Below are 18,148 nucleotides of genomic sequence, written 5' to 3'. Positions count from 1 at the left end.
ATTTGAATCGTAGATGGAAAAATGGAAACCACCCTTATGAGACTGCCTGGATTAGGATACACTGCTAAAAGGTTTGTCTTCTACAGATGAGTTTGTTTTTTGCGTTTAGGGGGGAGTTAGTTGGAAAAAAGCGAACGCTTTAAGAAAGCGGAGTTTGCAGCCATAATTGGGATAATTGGTAATATTGTGCTGGCAGCATTAAAATGGAGTGTTGGCGTATACGCCAATAGTAAGGCGCTAATCGCAGACGCTGTTCATTCTGCATCAGATGTGGCCGGCTCATTAGCTGTTTTTATTGGATTAAGAGCAGCAAAGCAACCACCTGATGAGGAGCATCCGTACGGACATGGAAAAGCAGAGTCTATTGCCGCTATCATTGTCGCTGTTTTGTTGTTTCTAGTGGGGTTAGAAATCGGAAGGGCTTCATTTGATGCGTTTTTTCACCCAATTGAGGCTCCAAAACCAATTGCGATTGCAGCAGTATTGATTTCGATTATTACAAAAGAGTGCATGTTTCGTTATAAATTTCGATTAGGAAAGCAGCTAAATAGTGATGCCCTTATAGTTAATGCTTATGAGCATCGCTCTGATGTCTATTCATCATTAGCTGCACTTGTGGGAATTGGCGCAGCGGTACTTGGTGACTATTTGCAAATAGGATGGCTCGAATATGCCGATCCAGTCGCAGGTCTTGTAGTGGCTCTAATGATCATTAGGATGGCTTGGGTTCTTGGAAAGGAATCAATCGGAAATACCCTTGATCGCGTAATGTGTGAAGAGGATACGATCGAGCTTAGAAAAGTGGTTGAAACCGTTCCTGAAGTGAAGAAAATTGACGAATTTCATGCTCGTGAACATGGCCATTACGTCATTATCGATATAAAAATATCCGTTGATCCACATATGACAGTTGAGCAAGGTCATAAAGTTGGAAAAACTGTTAAGAGAAAATTGTTACAGGAAAAGAATGTAGAAAATGTATTCGTACATATCAATCCGTACAATCCAAAATAAACAAATCGAACAATACGTAAAGGCAGCGAATCTGTTTTTGCACCTCAAAAGAAGGAAGTAAACTTTTCTTTTGGGGTGCATTTTTATGATTTTTTCAATATTTACGAATACACTCTTAGCTTGAACCACATATAACCCTCTAGTATAATAGAAAAGTTGAGAGGTGAACGTATGTTAAAGCCGAAAACTAGATGGATTTGCCAACAAGTCAATGAAGAACATAAGAAAAGGCTTGTAGAGGAACTAAGCATTACCCCGCTCGTAGCATCGTTACTTGTAAATCGGGGATTTGAGACTCCAGAGCTTGCCTCATCTTTTCTTTTTGATAAAGACCATGCGTTCCATGATCCATTCACATTAATTGGGATGGATATTGCTGTTTCTCGCATAAAAAAAGCGATTGAAAATCAAGAACCAATTCTCATTTTTGGAGATTATGACGCAGATGGTGTGACAAGTACTTCTGTCATGATGCTGACTCTTCAACAATTAGGGGCGAATGTACAATTTTATATTCCGAATCGTTTTACTGAAGGGTATGGACCGAATGAAAAAGCATTTCGCCATGCTGTTGAAAGTGGAATTCGTCTGATCATAACAGTAGATACAGGGATTGCGGCTATTCATGAAGCCCAAATTGCAAAAGAAATCGGTGTGGATTTAATTATTACCGATCATCATGAACCAGGGCCAGAGCTTCCAGAAGCATTGGCTATCATCCATCCAAAGCTGGAAAACAGTCCTTATCCATTTCATGATTTAGCAGGTGTAGGAGTAGCATTTAAATTGTCTCACGCTCTATTGGGAAACGTACCTGAGCATTTGTTACAATTTGCTGCGATTGGTACGATCGCTGATTTAGTTCCACTCGTTGGAGAAAATCGATTAATTGCCAAAAGAGGAATTCAGGCTCTAAAAAGAACAGAAAATCATGGTTTAAAAGCATTATTGAAATTGGCCGGTGCTGATGTGTCTACAATTAATGAGGAGACGATTGGATTCCTTCTCGGTCCGAGAATTAATGCAGCTGGTAGATTAGAAAGCGCGGATATTGCTGTGGATCTCTTATTAACAGATGATCCATATGAAGCAGAGACCATTGCTGAAGAAATTGATGCATTAAATAAAGAAAGACAAGCCCTGGTTAATGAAATGGCAGAAGATGCGATACGAGAGGTGGAAGAAAACTATCCAATTGAGGAACATTCTGTTATTGTAGTCGGCAAACCAGGCTGGAATGCCGGCGTCATTGGAATTGTCGCTTCAAAGCTCGTCGATCGCTTTTATCGTCCAGCAATTGTCTTAAGTATCGATGAAGAAAAAGGACTTGCAAAAGGGTCCGCCAGAAGCATCGTTGGATTTGATTTATTCCAAAATTTATCTACGTGCCGAGATCTTTTACCTCATTTTGGTGGACACCCAATGGCGGCAGGGATGACTTTGAAAATCGAAGATGTTAACGAGCTACGTAGTCGTTTGAATCAATTAGCACATGAAATACTGACTGAAGAAGATTTTATTCCTGTTACAAAGCTTGACAGTGAAATAGAATTAAAGAATGTCGACTTAAAGGCGCTCGAAGAAATGCAAATGCTTGCCCCATTTGGGATGAGCAACCCGAAGCCGAAAGTACTCATAAAGCAATCACGTATTGCTCAAATGAAAAAAATCGGGGCTGACCAAACTCATTTAAAACTCGTGTTAGAGAATGAAGGAAGTTCCTTAGACGGAATTGGATTTGGTTTGGGTAGTTTGGTAGATGAGGTTTCTCCTTCCGCTAGCTTAGCAGTTATCGGTGAATTAGCGATTAATGAATGGAACAATATCCGCAAGCCACAAATTTTTCTCCAAGATATAGCCGTCCATGAGTGGCAGCTATTCGATTATCGGGGCTTAAAAAGAGTGGAGAAATTGGCAGACAGTGTCTCTGATGCTATTTGGGTTGTATTTAATGAAAAATATGTCAACAAGTTTGCCAACGCAAATCATCAATTGGTTCTGCTCGATGACTTGGAGAAAGCAGAACAGTTGGAAATGGATGGTAGGAGTATGGTTTTATCCGATTTGCCACCATCAAAGGACATTCTTAGCGCACTTTTACAGGGGAAGCAACCTGCAAGAATCTATGTTCATTTTTACGGAGAAGAGAATGATTATTTCTCAACCATGCCGACAAGAGAACATTTTAAATGGTACTATGGTTTTCTCATGAAGAAGGCTCCTTTCGATTTGAAAAGGTATGGAGACGACCTAGCCAAACACCGTGGATGGACGAGGGCGACGATTGATTTCATGTCACAAGTTTTTTTAGAGTTAGAGTTTATTAAAGAAGATAATGGATTTATTACCTTAAATCAGGTTAAAAATAAAAAAGATTTATCAGAATCGATCACATACCAGCAAAAGCAGGCACACTATGCTCTTGAAGGAGAGTTACTCTATTCATCCGTTGACCAATTAAAAAAATGGTTTGACGAAATGATAACGGGGTCGGTTACCAATGAGGAGGCAGTTGAAGAATGGATTTAAGAAAGCATATTGCAATTGTAGAGGATTGGCCAAAGCCAGGAATTAAATTTAAAGATATTACTCCTTTGATGAATGATGGAGAAGCATATCATTACGCAACAGATCAAATTGTAGAATATGCTCGTGAGAAAGATATTGATATTATTGTTGGACCGGAAGCACGTGGCTTTATTATCGGTTGTCCAGTTGCTTACTCTTTAGGAATTGGTTTTGCCCCTGTTCGTAAGAAAGGCAAGCTACCAAGAGCAACCATTGATGTGGATTATGGTTTAGAGTATGGAAAAGATGTGTTAACCATTCACAAGGATGCGATTAAGCCAGGACAACGTGTTCTTATTACCGATGACCTTCTCGCAACAGGCGGAACCATTGAAGCGACGATTAAATTAGTGGAAGAGCTTGGTGGAGTGGTTGCAGGAATTGCCTTTTTAATTGAACTTACGTACTTAGAAGGAAGAAGTAAATTAGATGGCTATGATATTTTAACATTAATGGAGTTTTGATATTATGAGCGCTCAATGCGCTCTTTTTTCTTTTTGTATCGGTTCCATTTCGTGCAATTCGACAAATTTCTTACTTTTCTCGAAAAAAGAATGCTCAATCTCTTTACATATCGCTGTTTTTTTTCGATAATAGTAACAATTATATTATTTTTTATTTACTTTTTTGACAAGAATGAATGGAACACAAATACCTCAGGATAGATAAGGTGATTACATGGCCAATGAACAAGTTTTGACAGCTGAACAGGTCATCGAGATAACAAGGGAATATTTAAATGATGAACATGTCAAGACTGTTCAAAAAGCATATGAATTTGCTAGACATGCTCATCGTGACCAATACAGAAAGTCGGGAGAACCGTATGTGATCCATCCGATTCAAGTGGCAGGCATACTTGCAGACCTGCAAATGGATCCAGATACGGTTGCAGCCGGATTTCTTCACGATGTTGTAGAAGATACAGAAATTACCCTTGATGACATCCGCGAAGCCTTTAATGATGAAGTGGCAATGCTCGTTGATGGCGTAACGAAGTTGGGAAAAATTAAATACAAATCTCATGAAGAACAGCAGGCGGAAAATCATCGTAAAATGTTTGTGGCCATGGCACAAGATATTCGTGTCATTTTAATTAAGCTCGCAGATAGACTTCACAATATGCGCACATTAAAGCATTTAACAGCTGAAAAACAGCGACGTATTTCTAATGAAACGCTCGAGATCTTTGCTCCTTTAGCACATCGTCTAGGGATTTCTAAAATTAAATGGGAACTCGAAGATACGGCTCTTCGCTATTTAAATCCACAACAATATTATCGCATCGTGAATTTAATGAAGAAAAAGCGGGCAGAACGTGAGCAATATTTAGATGATGTTGTTGTAGAAATGCGTACAGCATTAGATGAGGTTGCCATCAAGGCTGATATTTCCGGAAGACCGAAGCATATTTATAGCATTTATCGTAAAATGGCCTTGCAAAATAAACAGTTTAACGAAATTTATGACTTGCTTGCCGTTCGCATTGTGGTTAATAGTATTAAGGATTGTTACGCTGTACTTGGCATCATTCATACATGTTGGAAGCCTATGCCAGGTCGATTCAAAGACTATATTGCCATGCCTAAAGCAAATATGTACCAATCCCTGCACACAACCGTTATCGGACCTAAGGGAGACCCATTGGAGGTTCAAATTCGTACCTTTGACATGCATCGTATTGCTGAGTTCGGGATCGCGGCTCATTGGGCATATAAGGAAGGAAAAACGGTTGATGATAGTTCCTCAATAGACGACAAGCTCACATGGTTTAGAGAAATTCTTGAATTTCAAGATGACTCTACCAATGCTGAGGAGTTTATGGAGTCATTAAAAATTGATTTATTTTCTGACATGGTCTTTATTTTTACTCCAAAAGGGGATGTCATTGAATTGCCAGCTGGCTCTGTTCCCATTGATTTTGCCTATCGAATTCATTCTGAAATCGGCAATAAAACAATTGGCGCAAAGGTAAATGGGAAAATGGTGACCCTTGATTATGAACTGAAAACAGGGGATATTGTCGAGATCCTTACATCCAAGCATTCCTATGGCCCGAGTCAGGATTGGATTAAGCTTGCGCAAACGTCACAAGCGAAAAATAAAATCCGGCAATTTTTCAAGAAGCAACGCAAAGAAGAGAATGTGGAAAAAGGGCGAGAACTTGTTGAAAAAGAAATTCGCAATATGGATTTCGAGCTGAAAGAAATTTTAACTCCTGAAAATATTAAAAGAGTTGCTGAGAAATTCAACTTCTTCAGTGAAGATGATATGTATGCTGCCGTTGGATACAATGGGATAACCGCCCTTCAGGTGGCAAACCGTTTAACAGAGAAATGGCGTAAACAGCGCGATTTAGAACAGGGGACAACGATTGCCAATGCAGTTAATGAGTTAAAATCATTCCCAACAAAGAAAAAACGTGAGTCCGGTGTTAGAGTAACGGGAATTGATAATCTTCTCATTCGCTTATCGAGATGTTGCAGCCCTGTACCTGGAGATGATATCGTCGGATTTATCACAAAGGGTCGTGGCGTTTCTGTTCACCGTGCCGATTGTACCAATATCGATACAGCCGATGCGAAAGCACGCCTCATTCCAGTGGAATGGGAGACAGCCTTAAATGACCGAAAAGAGTATAATGTCGATATTGAAATTACCGGCTACGATCGAAGAGGATTACTGAACGAAGTGTTACAAGCAGTCAGTGAAACGAAAACAAATATCTCAGCTGTTACCGGCAAATCGGATCGCAATAAGATGGCAACCATTAGTATGACGATTATGATTGTCAATGTAGCTCATTTACAAAAGGTTGTCGACCGCATTAAACAAATACCAGATATATATGCTGTAAGAAGAATTATGAACTAGGTACAGATAAAATCGTGTGTGAATGGAATAAAGCTATTGCAAATCCTAAGGAAAAATCCATGCTGTCGTGTCGATGACAGCTTTTCTTTTTTTAGAGGAGGTTATATGTTTGAGAATCGTCGTGCAAAGAAGTAAGGATGCTCAAGTAAAGGTTGCAGGGAATGTTGTTGGTAAAATCAATAAGGGATTCGTCCTCTTAGTAGGTGTGACCCATGATGACAGTGAAGAGGATGCGAAATACCTCGCTGAAAAAATCACTCATCTACGCGTCTTTGAAGATGACAATATGAAAATGAACTTGTCTTTACTTGATGTAGGGGGAGAGATTCTCTCTGTCTCCCAATTTACCTTATACGGAGATTGCCGCAAAGGGAGAAGACCAAACTTCATGGAAGCAGCTAGACCTGAACATGCGGAAAAGATATATGAGCATTTTAATCGTTTATTAGTAGAACAGGGGATCCGCATTGAAACTGGTCAATTTGGTGCGATGATGGATGTCCAATTGACAAATGACGGCCCTGTAACACTTATATTGGAAAGTAAATAAACAAAGAAAAGACCTCAAAATTATTTTGAGGTCTTTCGAAATTATTTGAAGTACGTCACAATCCCTTGAACGATCCCGTTGGTGACTTGTTCTTGATATTGGGATGTATTAAGCATCAATTCTTCAGTTGGGTTACTTAAGTATCCTAACTCCAGTAAAACGGCAGGTTGCCTATTTTCTCGAATGACATGATAGTTCCCTTGGCGCACGCCCCGATCCTTTATCTTTGTCTGCTTAATAGCAGCAGTATGGATGTTAGAGGCGAGAGACTTTTGATTGGAATGATAGTAATAGCTTGTCATCCCTCTTACTGTATGGTTATCAATACTATCATAATGAAGGCTAATAAAGGCATCGACATTTTGATAATGAGCCATACTCACTCTTGAGCCTAGTGAAAGATATTGGTCATTATTTCGCGTCAATAACACTTTTGCTCCCCTAGCTTTCAGTTTCGCTGATAAGAGCTGGGCAGTTTTTAAGGTTAAGTTCTTTTCTAGCGTTCCCTTCGCCCCAGTAGCTCCGTTATCACGACCACCATGACCAGGATCAATCATAATCTTTTTGTTTTTTATGTCCGAACTAGAGCCGAGTTTTTCGACTTGAGGGACTCCGCTACTAACGGTGACGATCCATCCGGCCACATATCCACTTTTTCCATTTGATAGTTTAATTTCATACCAATCTTTATGGACCTTCACAATGGAAAATTTGTCTCCAGCATTTGCTCTTGCGATAACCTTTGAATTTAAATCTGGACCAGAACGAATATTTGTACCATTCTGATCAATCGTCACGGTACTATTTTTCGGAGAGCCATTTGCCCCAGTGGATTCAGACGACATTGATTTTTGTAAATACCACCCAGCAATCCAGCCGAATTTGCCAGATTTAAGCTGAATCTTCACCCAGCTGTTTACTTCTTCTAGAATCTGAAAAGAATCTCCTTTCGATACATGATCGATTACTTGTCCATTTAAGGAACCGGAATTTCTTACATTTAAAGAAGTGGCGGTAACAGTACCGATAATGCCAGTTGCATTCGAATCCGATTGGTTCGGTGTTGATGATGGTGTACTTGATGACGACTCCACCTTCACATAGTCACCACTAATCCACCCTTGTTGGTTTTTGTATGTAATTTGAAGCCAACCATTCTGTTGAGCTAGAATGGTGATTTTTTCCCCTTTTTTGAGACTACCAAGGACGTTTCCTTGTGTTGATGGTGTGGAACGAACATTAAGTGAACTTGCATGAATTGTTCCTATATTTCCTCCAGATGTAGCCCCTTTAGTTGTTTGTACATAATCTTTTGAAATCCATCCCTTACCTAGTCGAGTATTCACTTGAACCCAATTGCCCTCGGTTTTAAGAATATCGACTGTATCGCTCTTATTTAACGAACCAAGTACGGAGTGGCTTGTCCCAGGGCCTGTTCTGATTCGGACACTATTGGCTGTTACAGTTCCCTTTGTGCTGCTGGCAACACTAGTTGTACTTTCTTTTTTGGTGATTAGCCAATTCGCAATCCAAGCTTTTTTGCCTGAGCCAATATCAATTTGAACCCAATCGCCTTCTTCTTTAATAAAGGAAAAAGTGTCCCCTTTGTTCACTTTTTTTACGACATTGTAGCTAAGGCCGGGACCTTCACGAACATTGACATTTGCCCCACTGACTTGTATCGTGCCTGCTGCGGCAGATTTTAGTGGTGGATGAATAAGTGATAACAGAAGAATAAGACTAAGTAAAAGTGGTATATATTTTTTTATGTGCATTCTCTGCCTCCCTTCGAAAAAAACCATCTCTTCTATTTTAAGGGATCAAGCTTAACTTGTTAAGCACTGTGCATTCATTTATTTTCCTTTTTTTTTGGTGAAGGATATTTTTTCTCCCTTCCTGGAAACAATAAGAAGAGATCATAAAGGAGAAGGGTGATTCAGATGAGATTTAGCGATAAAGGGATGGCAATTCAACAAGGAGAAAATCAATTGTTTGGGATTGATTTCCATGATTTTCTACAGAAGGAACAGAATTCAAGTATGGTGGAGCTAGCATCTGAATTCGGCTTAACAATGAAAGATGTGCGAAAATTAAAGAAACAATTAGAACGTTCGTGATTAGTCTTGACAATTGTAGGCATGCTCCGTATTATTATATAAATAAAGTATGAGAACATGATAACCGTTGATGGAGAATAGTAATTAAGAACCATTTGGTTAGAGAGGAAATGTCGTAGGCTGAAAGCATTTCTACATAATGACTTAATGAATGAACACTCCGTAGGCTTCGCTCTGAAAAAGAATTTTTCTTTAGTAGGGGAAGAACGTGAACAGGCGTTAACTGTCAAAGTGGAATGGCGTAATATTACGTCTTCAATTAGGGTGGCACCACGGGATTATAACTCTCGTCCCTTGTATATTTTATACAAGAGACGGGAGTTTTTTATATTTTTATCGGATATTAGAGGAGGATTTTTGCATGTCTATTCATATCCCAAGGGGAACGCAGGATATTTTACCTGGACAAATAGAGAAATGGCAATTGATTGAAAAAAAAGCACGTGAGCTTTGTGGAAAATTTCAATATAAGGAAATTCGCACACCTATTTTCGAACATACAGAACTATTTACAAGAAGTGTCGGCGATACAACAGATATTGTTCAAAAGGAAATGTATGAGTTTACAGATAGAGGCGGTAGAAGCATAACCCTTCGCCCAGAAGGTACAGCTGGGGTTGTGCGTTCATTTGTAGAGCATAAAATGTTTGGATATGCGAACCAACCGGTTAAGCTCTATTATATGGGACCAATGTTTCGCTATGAAAGACCTCAAGCAGGACGCTTCCGTCAATTCGTTCAGTTTGGAGTTGAGGCTTTAGGGAGTGCGGATCCTGCAATCGATGCGGAAGTTATTTCATTAGCTTATAGCTTATATCAAGAAATGGGCTTGAAAAAACTGAAGATTAGCATCAATAGTCTTGGGGACAAAGAGAGTCGCAATGCTCACCGTGAGGCGCTTATCAATCACTTCCAACCTAGAATCGGAGAATTTTGCTCTGATTGTCAGAGTCGTCTTGAGAAAAATCCATTAAGAATTCTAGATTGCAAAAAGGATCGAAATCACGAACTGATGGCAACGGCTCCATCGATTCTAGAATTTTTAAATGATGATTCTCGCGCTTACTTTGAGAAGGTTCAACAATATTTAAAAGCGCTTGATATCCCATTTGAAGTAGACTCAAACTTGGTTAGAGGATTGGATTATTATAACCATACTGCTTTTGAAATTATGAGTGATGCAGAAGGCTTTGGTGCGATTACGACTCTATGTGGTGGAGGTCGCTACAACGGGTTAGTAGAAGAAGTAGGTGGACCTGAAACACCAGGTATTGGTTTTGGTCTAAGCATCGAACGATTCATCGCTGCACTGGAAGCAGAAAACGTCGAACTGCCTCTAAGTGAAGGCATTGATATTTATTTAGCAGGACTTGGGGAAGCAGCTCAAGATTATACTGTTGGACTTTTATATCAGCTTCGAAACGCTGGACTTTCAGCAGAGCGTGATTATTTAAATCGAAAAATGAAGGCGCAGTTCAAAGCTGCTGATCGCTTAAAAGCAAAATATGTAGCGATACTAGGAGAAAATGAGCTGAATGAAAATAAAATCAATGTGAAATCTCAGGCTACAGGAGAACAAAGAGAATATCCGTTAGACGAATTTGTACAACAATTCAAGGCTTCAGTTGAATAAGGAGGAATTTTTAGTGTACGGGAGAACATATTTTTGTGGAGAAGTACCAGAGCAAGCGATTGGAGAACAGATAGTCTTAAAAGGGTGGGTGCAAAAGCGCCGTGACCTCGGTGGTCTTATTTTTATTGATCTACGTGATCGTACAGGCATTATCCAGGTCGTTTTTAACCCTGAAGAATCAAAGGAAGCGTTAGCCGTTGCGGAGAAAATTAGAAATGAATATGTTCTCGATATTAAAGGAACAGTGGTAGCCCGTGAAGAGGGCACCGTAAATGAAAATGTAAAGACTGGAAAAATCGAGGTTAAAGCACAGGAAGTCACGATCATTAATGAAGCGAAAACTCCTCCTTTTACGATTGATCATAAGTCAGATGTGTCTGAGGATATCCGTTTAAAATACCGTTATTTAGATTTAAGACGCCCCGTCATGTTTGAGACTTTTAAAATGCGTCATCAAGTAACAAAAGTCGTGCGGGACTTTTTAGATAGTGAAGGGTTTTTAGATATCGAAACTCCTATTTTAACGAAAAGTACACCGGAAGGAGCGCGTGATTACTTAGTACCGAGCCGTGTTCATCCTGGAGAATTCTATGCATTACCTCAATCACCACAGCTTTTTAAACAGTTGCTAATGGTTGGTGGAATTGAACGTTATTATCAAATTGCCCGCTGTTTCCGTGATGAGGACTTACGTGCAGATCGTCAGCCAGAGTTTACACAAATTGATATCGAAACAAGCTTCTTAAGTCAAGATGACATTATAGCTATGATGGAAGTCATGATGAAGAAGATGATGAAAGAAGTAAAAGGATTAGATATTTCGATTCCATTCGCTCGGATGCCTTATGATGAAGCTATGGCTCGCTACGGTTCAGATAAGCCAGATACTCGTTTTGGACTTGAACTCGTTGATTTATCTGAAATCGTCAAGGATTCTAGCTTCAAAGTATTTGCAGGTGCTGTTTCTTCAGGTGGACAAGTGAAGGCCATTAATGTAAAAGGTGCAGCTGCCAATTATTCAAGAAAAGATATTGACGCATTAACGGAATTTGTCGCTGTTTATGGAGCAAAGGGCCTCGCATGGTTAAAAGCAGAGGAAGAGGGCTTAAAGGGTCCCATTTCAAAATTTATTTCAGAGGAAGAGGCTGCTGGCATTTATTCAGCATTAGAAGTGGAGGCGGGCGACCTATTGTTATTTGTCGCTGATAAGAAAAACGTCGTGGCTGATGCATTAGGTGCACTTCGTCTTAAGCTTGGAAAAGAGTTGGATTTAATCGACCAAAGTAAGTTTCAATTCTTATGGGTGACGGACTGGCCACTATTGGAATATGACGAAGAGGCTGGACGCTATTTTGCAGCCCATCATCCATTTACCATGCCTGTTCGTGAAGACTTAGCATTATTGGATACGGATCCAGGTGCAGTTCGTGCTCAAGCATACGACTTAGTGTTGAATGGCTATGAGTTAGGTGGAGGATCTCTCCGTATTTTCGAAAAGGACGTTCAAGAAAAAATGTTCTCGATTCTCGGTTTTTCTGAAGCAGAAGCAAGAGAACAATTTGGTTTCCTACTTGAAGCGTTCGAATACGGTACACCACCACATGGTGGCATTGCTCTAGGATTGGATCGCTTAGTGATGCTACTTGCTGGTCGTACAAATCTTCGTGATACGATTGCCTTTCCGAAGACGGCAAGTGCAAGTTGCTTGTTAACAGAAGCACCAGGCGAGGTTAGTGCAGCGCAGCTAACTGAATTGCATTTAGCTTTAAAAGAGAAGTAATTGGTAATAACTGCATAGCGGGCTTTCTTGAAAGAAAGACGTAACTATGCTATGATAAAGACAAATAAAGAGTCCTGATGTGTTTGTGGTAAACCCTATGTTTTGACCTAACATACTACCTTCGGGAGTTTGCGTTTCCTGGTGAAGTAAATGCCTAGTCAATAGGACTTACAACCACTCGGAACAGAACACCCACCTGCTGAGTGCGGGTTCAAAACGAAGGATAAACGTACGACGGCACGATTGGGACTCTTTACATACTTTTATAAAACGTTCATGCGACTAGCATGGATTTTTTTGTTTATGAGAAATTTATCAATTCCCTCGATTTTATGTTCGAATAAACGGCAGGAATTTCGGTATGAAAAAATAACAGGAAAAATTCCGCTTAATGAGCAAGCATCATGAAAAAGAGCCAAAATAACAGGAGAAATTCCTGCTATTCCCTCAAAAAATGCCAAAATAAACGATTTTGCCCTCCATAAACGGAAAATCTTCCGTTATATCCCCTAAAAGGGCACAACCCAAATATTTAACAGGAAAAATTCCTCTTATTTTGTGAAGAGGAGATTATGAAAGTCGACAGTCTCAACAAAAGGCCACTTCTATTTGAGCTAGGTCATGCAGTTAACCTTTTTCTAATGTGATCAAATAAATAAAAAAGGTCCAACTTTAGTTGAACCTTTTTTCACGTAAACGTCTTTTCCATCCAATCCTTCCCTTCGACCCTTCTGGCAACTAACATGGCTGAAGCATTATCCCCTGTCACGTTTAAGGCAGTTGCTGGTGCATCGATGATCGTACTGATAGCGGCAATGATCGGTAGTGCTTCCATGGGAAAACCATATAAACTAATAATTAACATTTCAGCAATCATTCCACCGCTTGGGATCGCTCCCATGACCGTTCCGCCAAGGACTGCAATTAGCATCGCAAGCCCAATTGTTCCGAATCCAGAGAAATCCATATTAAAGACACTGAATAAGACAGCGATTTTTACAATCACCCCTAAGACAGAACCATCTTTATGCATGGAGGCTCCAAGAGGAATAACGGTTTCTCGTATATCTTTTGGGATTTTCATCTTCTCTGTCGCTTCAAGATTGACAGGAAGAGATGCCATGCTGCTACATGTGGCTAAAGAAGTAACAGTTGGAGAGAGCATATTCCCCCAAAATAATTGGATGCCTTTTTTTCCACCTGAAGCAAAAGCATAACTCGTATAGGCGACGACAAAAAATATCGCTGCGACGACAAAATACAAAATGGCTGTCTTCATATAGGTTTCGAGTAAATCTGTTCCAAACGATCCTACTAAATAAGCAAAATAGGCTCCTAATCCAATGGGTGCGTAGTACATGACCAGATTCACCATTTTTGTTAAGACAAGCGTACCAGCATTCATAAAATTCGCTAGTGGTTTCGCCTTTTCACCCACAGTCGTTATTGCAAAACCAAGTAGTAATGAGAAGAAGATAAGGGCTAGCATATGCTCTCTACTAAATAAATCAATAAAGCTATCGGTTGTAAAAATCCCAACAAGTTGCTCTCCAGCGGAGATCGATTCGATAGATTCAGGTTTGGTTAATTCAATATTCATTTCCGTAGCACCAGGGAATATTTTCACAGCTGCTACCATCACGAAAGCAGCAATGAGGCCTGTCCCTAAAAAAACGATAAAGGTAGAGGACATGACCTTTTTAAATCTTTGTCCACTCCCCATATTTGCAATAGCCGATGTCGTGGCAAAAAAGACTAAAGGTACTACAAGGGTAAACATCAAATTTAGAAAAATATCTCCTAATGGCTTGAGCACTTCTGCCCTTGCGCCCATATTTATTCCTAAAATGCTTCCGATTATTACTGAGGTTAGTAATATAAGAGGGAAGCGGTAATTTTTCAAAGTTGCTTTCATCATTTTCTCCTCCATAACTTTCTTTAAAGGCATTTTTATTGATTTCTCTATCGTACCATATTTTTATAGGAAGTTTTTTAAAACGTTGCGTTTGCATAAATATTGTTGTTTTCAAAACCCAGAAGCCACTTTTTCTGATATATCATGCCAGTACTTTTCGCTTCCTCATGATCATTTTGTAAAAGGAATTGCAAAAAGTAGTCATTATTCCGATCCAAAAGCAGCAATGTTTGCGAAAGAGCCTTTTTTAGCCAGCCTTAATTTAGAGCTTGTTCAATCTCAAGATGATAAATGGAGTAAAGTATGGTATATTTTTTACGGGTAAAAATAGAACCAAACGGTTTTAAACTGAATTTGGAGTGGTTAATACATGTTGCATCAGTTTTCTCGAAATGAACTAGCCATTGGAACTGAAGGGCTAGAAATAATGAAAAATAGTACAGTCGCAGTACTGGGGATCGGTGGAGTAGGTTCCTTTGCGGCAGAGGCGTTAGCTCGTTCAGGAGTTGGACGACTGATTTTGATTGATAAAGATGATGTCGATATTACGAATGTAAATAGACAAATTATTGCCCTGCTTTCCACAGTTGGGAGACCGAAAGCTGACTTAATGAAGGAAAGAATTCAGGATATTAATCCTGAATGTGAAGTGATTGCGTTAAAAATGTTCTATACTGAAGAAACCTATGAGCAAATCTTTGAATATGGGCTTGATTTTGTAGTTGATGCTTCCGATACAATTGTCTACAAAATCCATCTTATGAAGGAATGCCTAAAAAGAAATATCCCGATTATTTCAAGTATGGGTGCAGCAAACAAAATGGACCCAACTCGTTTTCAAATCGCTGATATTTCCAAAACTCATACAGATCCGATTGCGAAAGTGATTCGTACGAGATTAAGAAAAGAAGGAATTAGAAAAGGAATTCCGGTTGTCTTTTCAGACGAAAGTCCTGTCGTCATTCGCGAGGATGTAAGAAAAGTTGTCGGTAAGGAAGATGCACCGATTCGAAAGGCGAAAATGCCTCCAGCTTCAAACGCCTTCGTACCGTCGGTAGCTGGTCTTATCATGGCAAGCTATGTGGTGAGAGAATTATTGAAAGATATTAAAATCCAACGTGTCAAAGATGAAAAGTAGGTCAGATTTTCTGGCCTACTTTTTTGGTGTCCTGTTTTCAATCTCAGCCTGTTAATGGGCAAGATGCTCACCTAGAAGGGATTCTGTTTCAGTGAGAATATTGGCGATCGTTTCGTATTTCTGCACAAGTACTTGATGCTGTTCTTTCTTTTGATGATACGATTTTTCGAGGGAAGAGGACTGTTTTCTAAGCTCTTCATATTCTTCTTTCAGCTTTTTGTTTTGTTCTGCTAAATCTTCGTATTGCTCTCCACTCGTTAATGATTGTAAAAATTGAATAACCGTATTTAACGTTAAGGCCTCTGCTTCCAGAGTTGTATGTTCGTTAGGGGCAGGAAGTTGTAGTTGTATTGTGGGTGTGGCTGCAGCTGTTTTTTCTTCTTTACTTAAAACATGGTTCCAGCGGTGACCACAAGCAGACGGTGTTCTGCCTAAGAGAGCAGCGGCTTTTTTATAAGCAGCTGTTTTTGTGGCCCCTGTTTGCATGTGTTCGAGCACAATTCTTTTTAGTAAATGATTTTCTTTGTCTGTCCACTTATCCCTTCTGTTTTTCATGTCATCACATCCTGACTAAATGTATTATTCTTATCGTCACCGAAAGAGATCGAATTATGTAGAGTGCGCTAATTTCCTAACCATGGAAAATAATTGAATATTTTTATTGCATTTTAAAAAGTACCAGTGTATTATTTAACTAGAACACTAAGACGCAAGGAGGAAATCAAGTGTTATCTTTCAAAGGTCTCTATTTAAAGGATTTAAAAATCTCCAGAAATAATTTTTTTATTGGCATGATCTTATTGCTTTTCGTAACGGTCGCTTCTTATGGGTTAAAAGAATATATGGGAGAACCGAGTATACCGGTAATATTTTTATTTGTTGCATTGGCGCTCCATGTGTTTTATCTTCCTGGAATTCTTTTTACCTCATTGCAAGTAGAGGGGCAAAGTCAACTTTGGCTTCATAACCCGAATGGAGGAGCAAAGCTTTTCTTATCCAAATTGGCAGCTGCAACTACTTATTTTGTTATTTCATTGTTGGTGATGTTCATCCTATTGAAACTTGCTATTTCGGGATTAGGGATAACCACTAATTTAATTGAAATTGCGGAAATGATGGAGGGCAATCTTCACCTATTTATTGGTGCAATTGGTTTAACAGCTTTTTATTTAAGTATTTGGTTACTTTTTTACTGGTCACTTTACCATTCGCTGAAGGGAATCCCTTTCTTAAGTAGAATTCGCTGGCTGGTCATACTTGTCGTTTGGATAGTGATTAATATGATCAGTAATTTTTTTGCCGAACTAAAAGTATTTGAAGTTATGAATGAAAAAGGCAGTATTCAAGTCAATTTTTCAAGCCCATACTTCAATAACTTTACAGAGGAAATAGGTCACGTCAATTTATTTGCAATAGGTTTGCAAATTCTGATAATCATATGCGTATTTATCGTTTCTGTTTGGTTATTAGAAAGGAAAGTTGAGGTGTAGTAGAAATGGAAGATTTCCAGGCATCAAAACCAATCTATATGCAAATCGTTGATAAAATAAGTCACCAAATTGTTCGTGGAGAACTCAAGCCAGGTGAAAAACTTCCATCAGTAAGAGAAATGGCGATTAAATCGGGTGTGAATCCAAATACCATTCAAAGAACGTATAGTGAAATGGAGAGGATGGAAATCGTGGAATCGAGGAGAGGACAGGGAACATTTGTAACTGAGGCCAATGAGATTATTGTTGATTTAAAGGAAAAACTACAAATGGATATGATTGCGGCCTTTGTTCATAACATGAAGGAACTAGGCTTTTCGCAGGATGAGATGTTACAAGGGTTGCAAAATTATATTGAGCGGGAGGGGGAGAAATGATTAAGGTTGAACAGGTCACAAAAAAGTATGGAAGAGAAGGGGCGGTAGAGGATCTTTCTTTTTCGCTGGAAAAAGGTAAGATCTATGGTTTTATTGGACCAAACGGCAGTGGAAAGTCAACGACATTAAAGATGATTGCCGGACTAGTTTTTCCATCAAGCGGTTTGATTACGGTAAATGGCAAAAAGGTAAATCGGAAAATTGCTAAAGATGTCGCTTATTTATCTGAACTGGATTTTTTCTATCCGTCTTTCACAGTAAACGACATGATTAAATTCTCTGCTACTCAATTCCATGATTTTAATATGGAGAGAGCAGGTGAATTATTAACTTTTATGAAGCTTGATCCCCAGAAAAAATTAAAACAGCTTTCGAAAGGAAATCGAGGAAGACTAAAGCTTGTCATTACTCTAGCTCGTCAAGCACCTATTCTACTATTAGACGAACCATTTTCAGGACTTGATCCGATGGTGCGAGATTCAATCGTCAAAGGATTATTGTCGTATATAGATTTTAATGAGCAAACGGTCGTCATTGCAACACATGAAATCGACGAAATCGAAACATTGTTGGATGAAATAATCGCAATCCAAGATGGACGAATCGTTGCGATTGAAAATGTCGAGGAATTACGAGAATCAAAGGGACTTTCCGTATTAGAATGGATGAAGAAAAATTTGATTTAAAAGGAG

Annotated in this window: 16 protein-coding genes, 1 other RNA gene and 1 other annotated feature; of the genes, 14 read left to right on the top strand and 3 right to left on the bottom strand. The window is 39.2% G+C overall.

All coding sequences use genetic code 11. The features are described 5' to 3' along the window. The first annotated feature begins 120 nt into the window (after window positions 1–120). The 5 genes from BMSHG_RS11735 (at window position 121) to dtd (ending at window position 7,006) form a co-directional block, all read left to right on the top strand. A complete protein-coding gene (locus BMSHG_RS11735; RefSeq protein WP_019154648.1) occupies window positions 121–1,014 on the top strand; it encodes a cation diffusion facilitator family transporter in 894 nt (297 codons plus the stop codon). A gap of 171 nt (window positions 1,015–1,185) precedes the next feature. After that, entirely contained in the window at window positions 1,186–3,543 is a 2,358-nt protein-coding gene (recJ, locus tag BMSHG_RS11730; RefSeq protein ID WP_019154647.1) for a single-stranded-DNA-specific exonuclease RecJ, read from the top strand. Continuing rightward, window positions 3,534–4,046, top strand: a complete 513-nt coding sequence (locus BMSHG_RS11725; RefSeq protein ID WP_019154646.1) for an adenine phosphoribosyltransferase — start codon at window positions 3,534–3,536, stop codon at window positions 4,044–4,046. Before recJ ends, BMSHG_RS11725 begins: the two co-directional genes overlap by 10 nt. Before the next feature lie 214 nt (window positions 4,047–4,260). Then, window positions 4,261–6,456: a RelA/SpoT family protein gene (locus BMSHG_RS11720; protein ID WP_019154645.1), complete on the top strand. Its 2,196-nt coding sequence runs from the start codon at window positions 4,261–4,263 to the stop codon at window positions 6,454–6,456. Between the two features lie 109 nt (window positions 6,457–6,565). After that, entirely contained in the window at window positions 6,566–7,006 is a 441-nt protein-coding gene (gene dtd / locus BMSHG_RS11715) for a D-aminoacyl-tRNA deacylase (RefSeq protein WP_019154644.1), read from the top strand. Between the two features lie 41 nt (window positions 7,007–7,047). Here the strand turns inward: dtd and BMSHG_RS11710 are convergent, their stop codons facing one another. Beyond that, window positions 7,048–8,781 (bottom strand): SH3 domain-containing protein, encoded by a 1,734-nt coding sequence (locus tag BMSHG_RS11710; RefSeq protein WP_019154643.1) that lies wholly within the window; start codon window positions 8,779–8,781, stop codon window positions 7,048–7,050. Window positions 8,782–8,946: 165 nt separating this feature from the next. On the opposite strand from BMSHG_RS11710, the gene BMSHG_RS28605 reads away from it, so the two are divergent. The 4 genes from BMSHG_RS28605 to ssrS all read left to right on the top strand — a co-directional run bounded on the left by BMSHG_RS28605 (window position 8,947) and on the right by ssrS (window position 12,790). Further along, a complete protein-coding gene (locus BMSHG_RS28605) occupies window positions 8,947–9,123 on the top strand; it encodes a hypothetical protein (RefSeq protein ID WP_019154642.1) in 177 nt (58 codons plus the stop codon). Window positions 9,124–9,181: 58 nt separating this feature from the next. Then, window positions 9,182–9,421, top strand: a binding site (T-box leader). Window positions 9,422–9,484: 63 nt separating this feature from the next. Further along, entirely contained in the window at window positions 9,485–10,756 is a 1,272-nt protein-coding gene (gene hisS, locus BMSHG_RS11700) for a histidine--tRNA ligase (RefSeq protein WP_019154641.1), read from the top strand. A 13-nt stretch (window positions 10,757–10,769) separates the two neighbouring features. After that, window positions 10,770–12,536 (top strand): aspartate--tRNA ligase, encoded by a 1,767-nt coding sequence (gene aspS / locus BMSHG_RS11695; RefSeq protein ID WP_019154640.1) that lies wholly within the window; start codon window positions 10,770–10,772, stop codon window positions 12,534–12,536. 68 nt (window positions 12,537–12,604) lie between these two features. Further along, window positions 12,605–12,790: non-coding RNA, 6S RNA (gene ssrS / locus BMSHG_RS27560), on the top strand. A 434-nt stretch (window positions 12,791–13,224) separates the two neighbouring features. On the opposite strand, the gene BMSHG_RS11685 is transcribed toward ssrS, so the two are convergent. Beyond that, window positions 13,225–14,439: a dicarboxylate/amino acid:cation symporter gene (locus BMSHG_RS11685; protein WP_026073431.1), complete on the bottom strand. Its 1,215-nt coding sequence runs from the start codon at window positions 14,437–14,439 to the stop codon at window positions 13,225–13,227. Window positions 14,440–14,536: 97 nt separating this feature from the next. Between BMSHG_RS11685 and BMSHG_RS11680 the strand changes: the two genes are divergently transcribed. Both BMSHG_RS11680 and BMSHG_RS11675 read left to right on the top strand, forming a co-directional pair. Continuing rightward, a complete protein-coding gene (locus BMSHG_RS11680) occupies window positions 14,537–14,776 on the top strand; it encodes a hypothetical protein (protein ID WP_019154637.1) in 240 nt (79 codons plus the stop codon). A gap of 45 nt (window positions 14,777–14,821) precedes the next feature. Then, on the top strand, window positions 14,822–15,589 hold the full coding sequence (locus tag BMSHG_RS11675) for a tRNA threonylcarbamoyladenosine dehydratase (protein WP_019154636.1): 768 nt from the start codon (window positions 14,822–14,824) through the stop codon (window positions 15,587–15,589). Between the two features lie 51 nt (window positions 15,590–15,640). Here BMSHG_RS11675 and BMSHG_RS11670 read toward each other — a convergent pair whose 3' ends face one another. Continuing rightward, entirely contained in the window at window positions 15,641–16,144 is a 504-nt protein-coding gene (locus tag BMSHG_RS11670) for a hypothetical protein (protein ID WP_026073430.1), read from the bottom strand. 170 nt (window positions 16,145–16,314) lie between these two features. Here BMSHG_RS11670 and BMSHG_RS11665 point away from each other — a divergent pair, with 170 nt between their 5' ends. Genes BMSHG_RS11665 through BMSHG_RS11655 form a run of 3 tightly spaced genes read left to right on the top strand, consistent with a single transcriptional unit; the run spans window position 16,315 to window position 18,142 of the window. Beyond that, a complete protein-coding gene (locus BMSHG_RS11665) occupies window positions 16,315–17,079 on the top strand; it encodes a hypothetical protein (protein ID WP_019154635.1) in 765 nt (254 codons plus the stop codon). Window positions 17,080–17,084: 5 nt separating this feature from the next. Next, window positions 17,085–17,456: a GntR family transcriptional regulator gene (locus tag BMSHG_RS11660; protein WP_019154634.1), complete on the top strand. Its 372-nt coding sequence runs from the start codon at window positions 17,085–17,087 to the stop codon at window positions 17,454–17,456. Beyond that, window positions 17,453–18,142 carry an ABC transporter ATP-binding protein gene (locus BMSHG_RS11655; protein ID WP_019154633.1) on the top strand — a complete coding sequence of 230 codons (690 nt, stop codon included), beginning with the start codon at window positions 17,453–17,455 and terminating at the stop codon, window positions 18,140–18,142. The genes BMSHG_RS11660 and BMSHG_RS11655 overlap by 4 nt, the downstream gene beginning before the upstream one ends. Window positions 18,143–18,148 lie beyond the last annotated feature (6 nt).

Origin of the sequence: Robertmurraya massiliosenegalensis JC6, assembly GCF_000311725.1 — a bacterium.
Classification (GTDB): Bacteria; Bacillota; Bacilli; order Bacillales; family Cytobacillaceae; genus Robertmurraya; species Robertmurraya massiliosenegalensis.
This window is presented reverse-complemented; position numbering and strand designations above follow the sequence as displayed.

Bases quoted from the DNA above. Each gene is read 5' to 3' on its own strand.
- BMSHG_RS11710 (WP_019154643.1), bottom strand. From the start codon at position 8,781: ATGCACATAAAAAAATATATACCACTTTTACTTAGTCTTATTCTTCTG.
- BMSHG_RS11725 (WP_019154646.1), top strand. From the start codon at position 3,534: ATGGATTTAAGAAAGCATATTGCAATTGTAGAGGATTGGCCAAAGCCA.
- BMSHG_RS11660 (WP_019154634.1), top strand. From the start codon at position 17,085: ATGGAAGATTTCCAGGCATCAAAACCAATCTATATGCAAATCGTTGAT.
- recJ (WP_019154647.1), top strand. From the start codon at position 1,186: ATGTTAAAGCCGAAAACTAGATGGATTTGCCAACAAGTCAATGAAGAA.
- hisS (WP_019154641.1), top strand. From the start codon at position 9,485: ATGTCTATTCATATCCCAAGGGGAACGCAGGATATTTTACCTGGACAA.
- BMSHG_RS28605 (WP_019154642.1), top strand. From the start codon at position 8,947: ATGAGATTTAGCGATAAAGGGATGGCAATTCAACAAGGAGAAAATCAA.
- BMSHG_RS11670 (WP_026073430.1), bottom strand. From the start codon at position 16,144: ATGAAAAACAGAAGGGATAAGTGGACAGACAAAGAAAATCATTTACTA.
- BMSHG_RS11720 (WP_019154645.1), top strand. From the start codon at position 4,261: ATGGCCAATGAACAAGTTTTGACAGCTGAACAGGTCATCGAGATAACA.
- BMSHG_RS11655 (WP_019154633.1), top strand. From the start codon at position 17,453: ATGATTAAGGTTGAACAGGTCACAAAAAAGTATGGAAGAGAAGGGGCG.
- BMSHG_RS11675 (WP_019154636.1), top strand. From the start codon at position 14,822: ATGTTGCATCAGTTTTCTCGAAATGAACTAGCCATTGGAACTGAAGGG.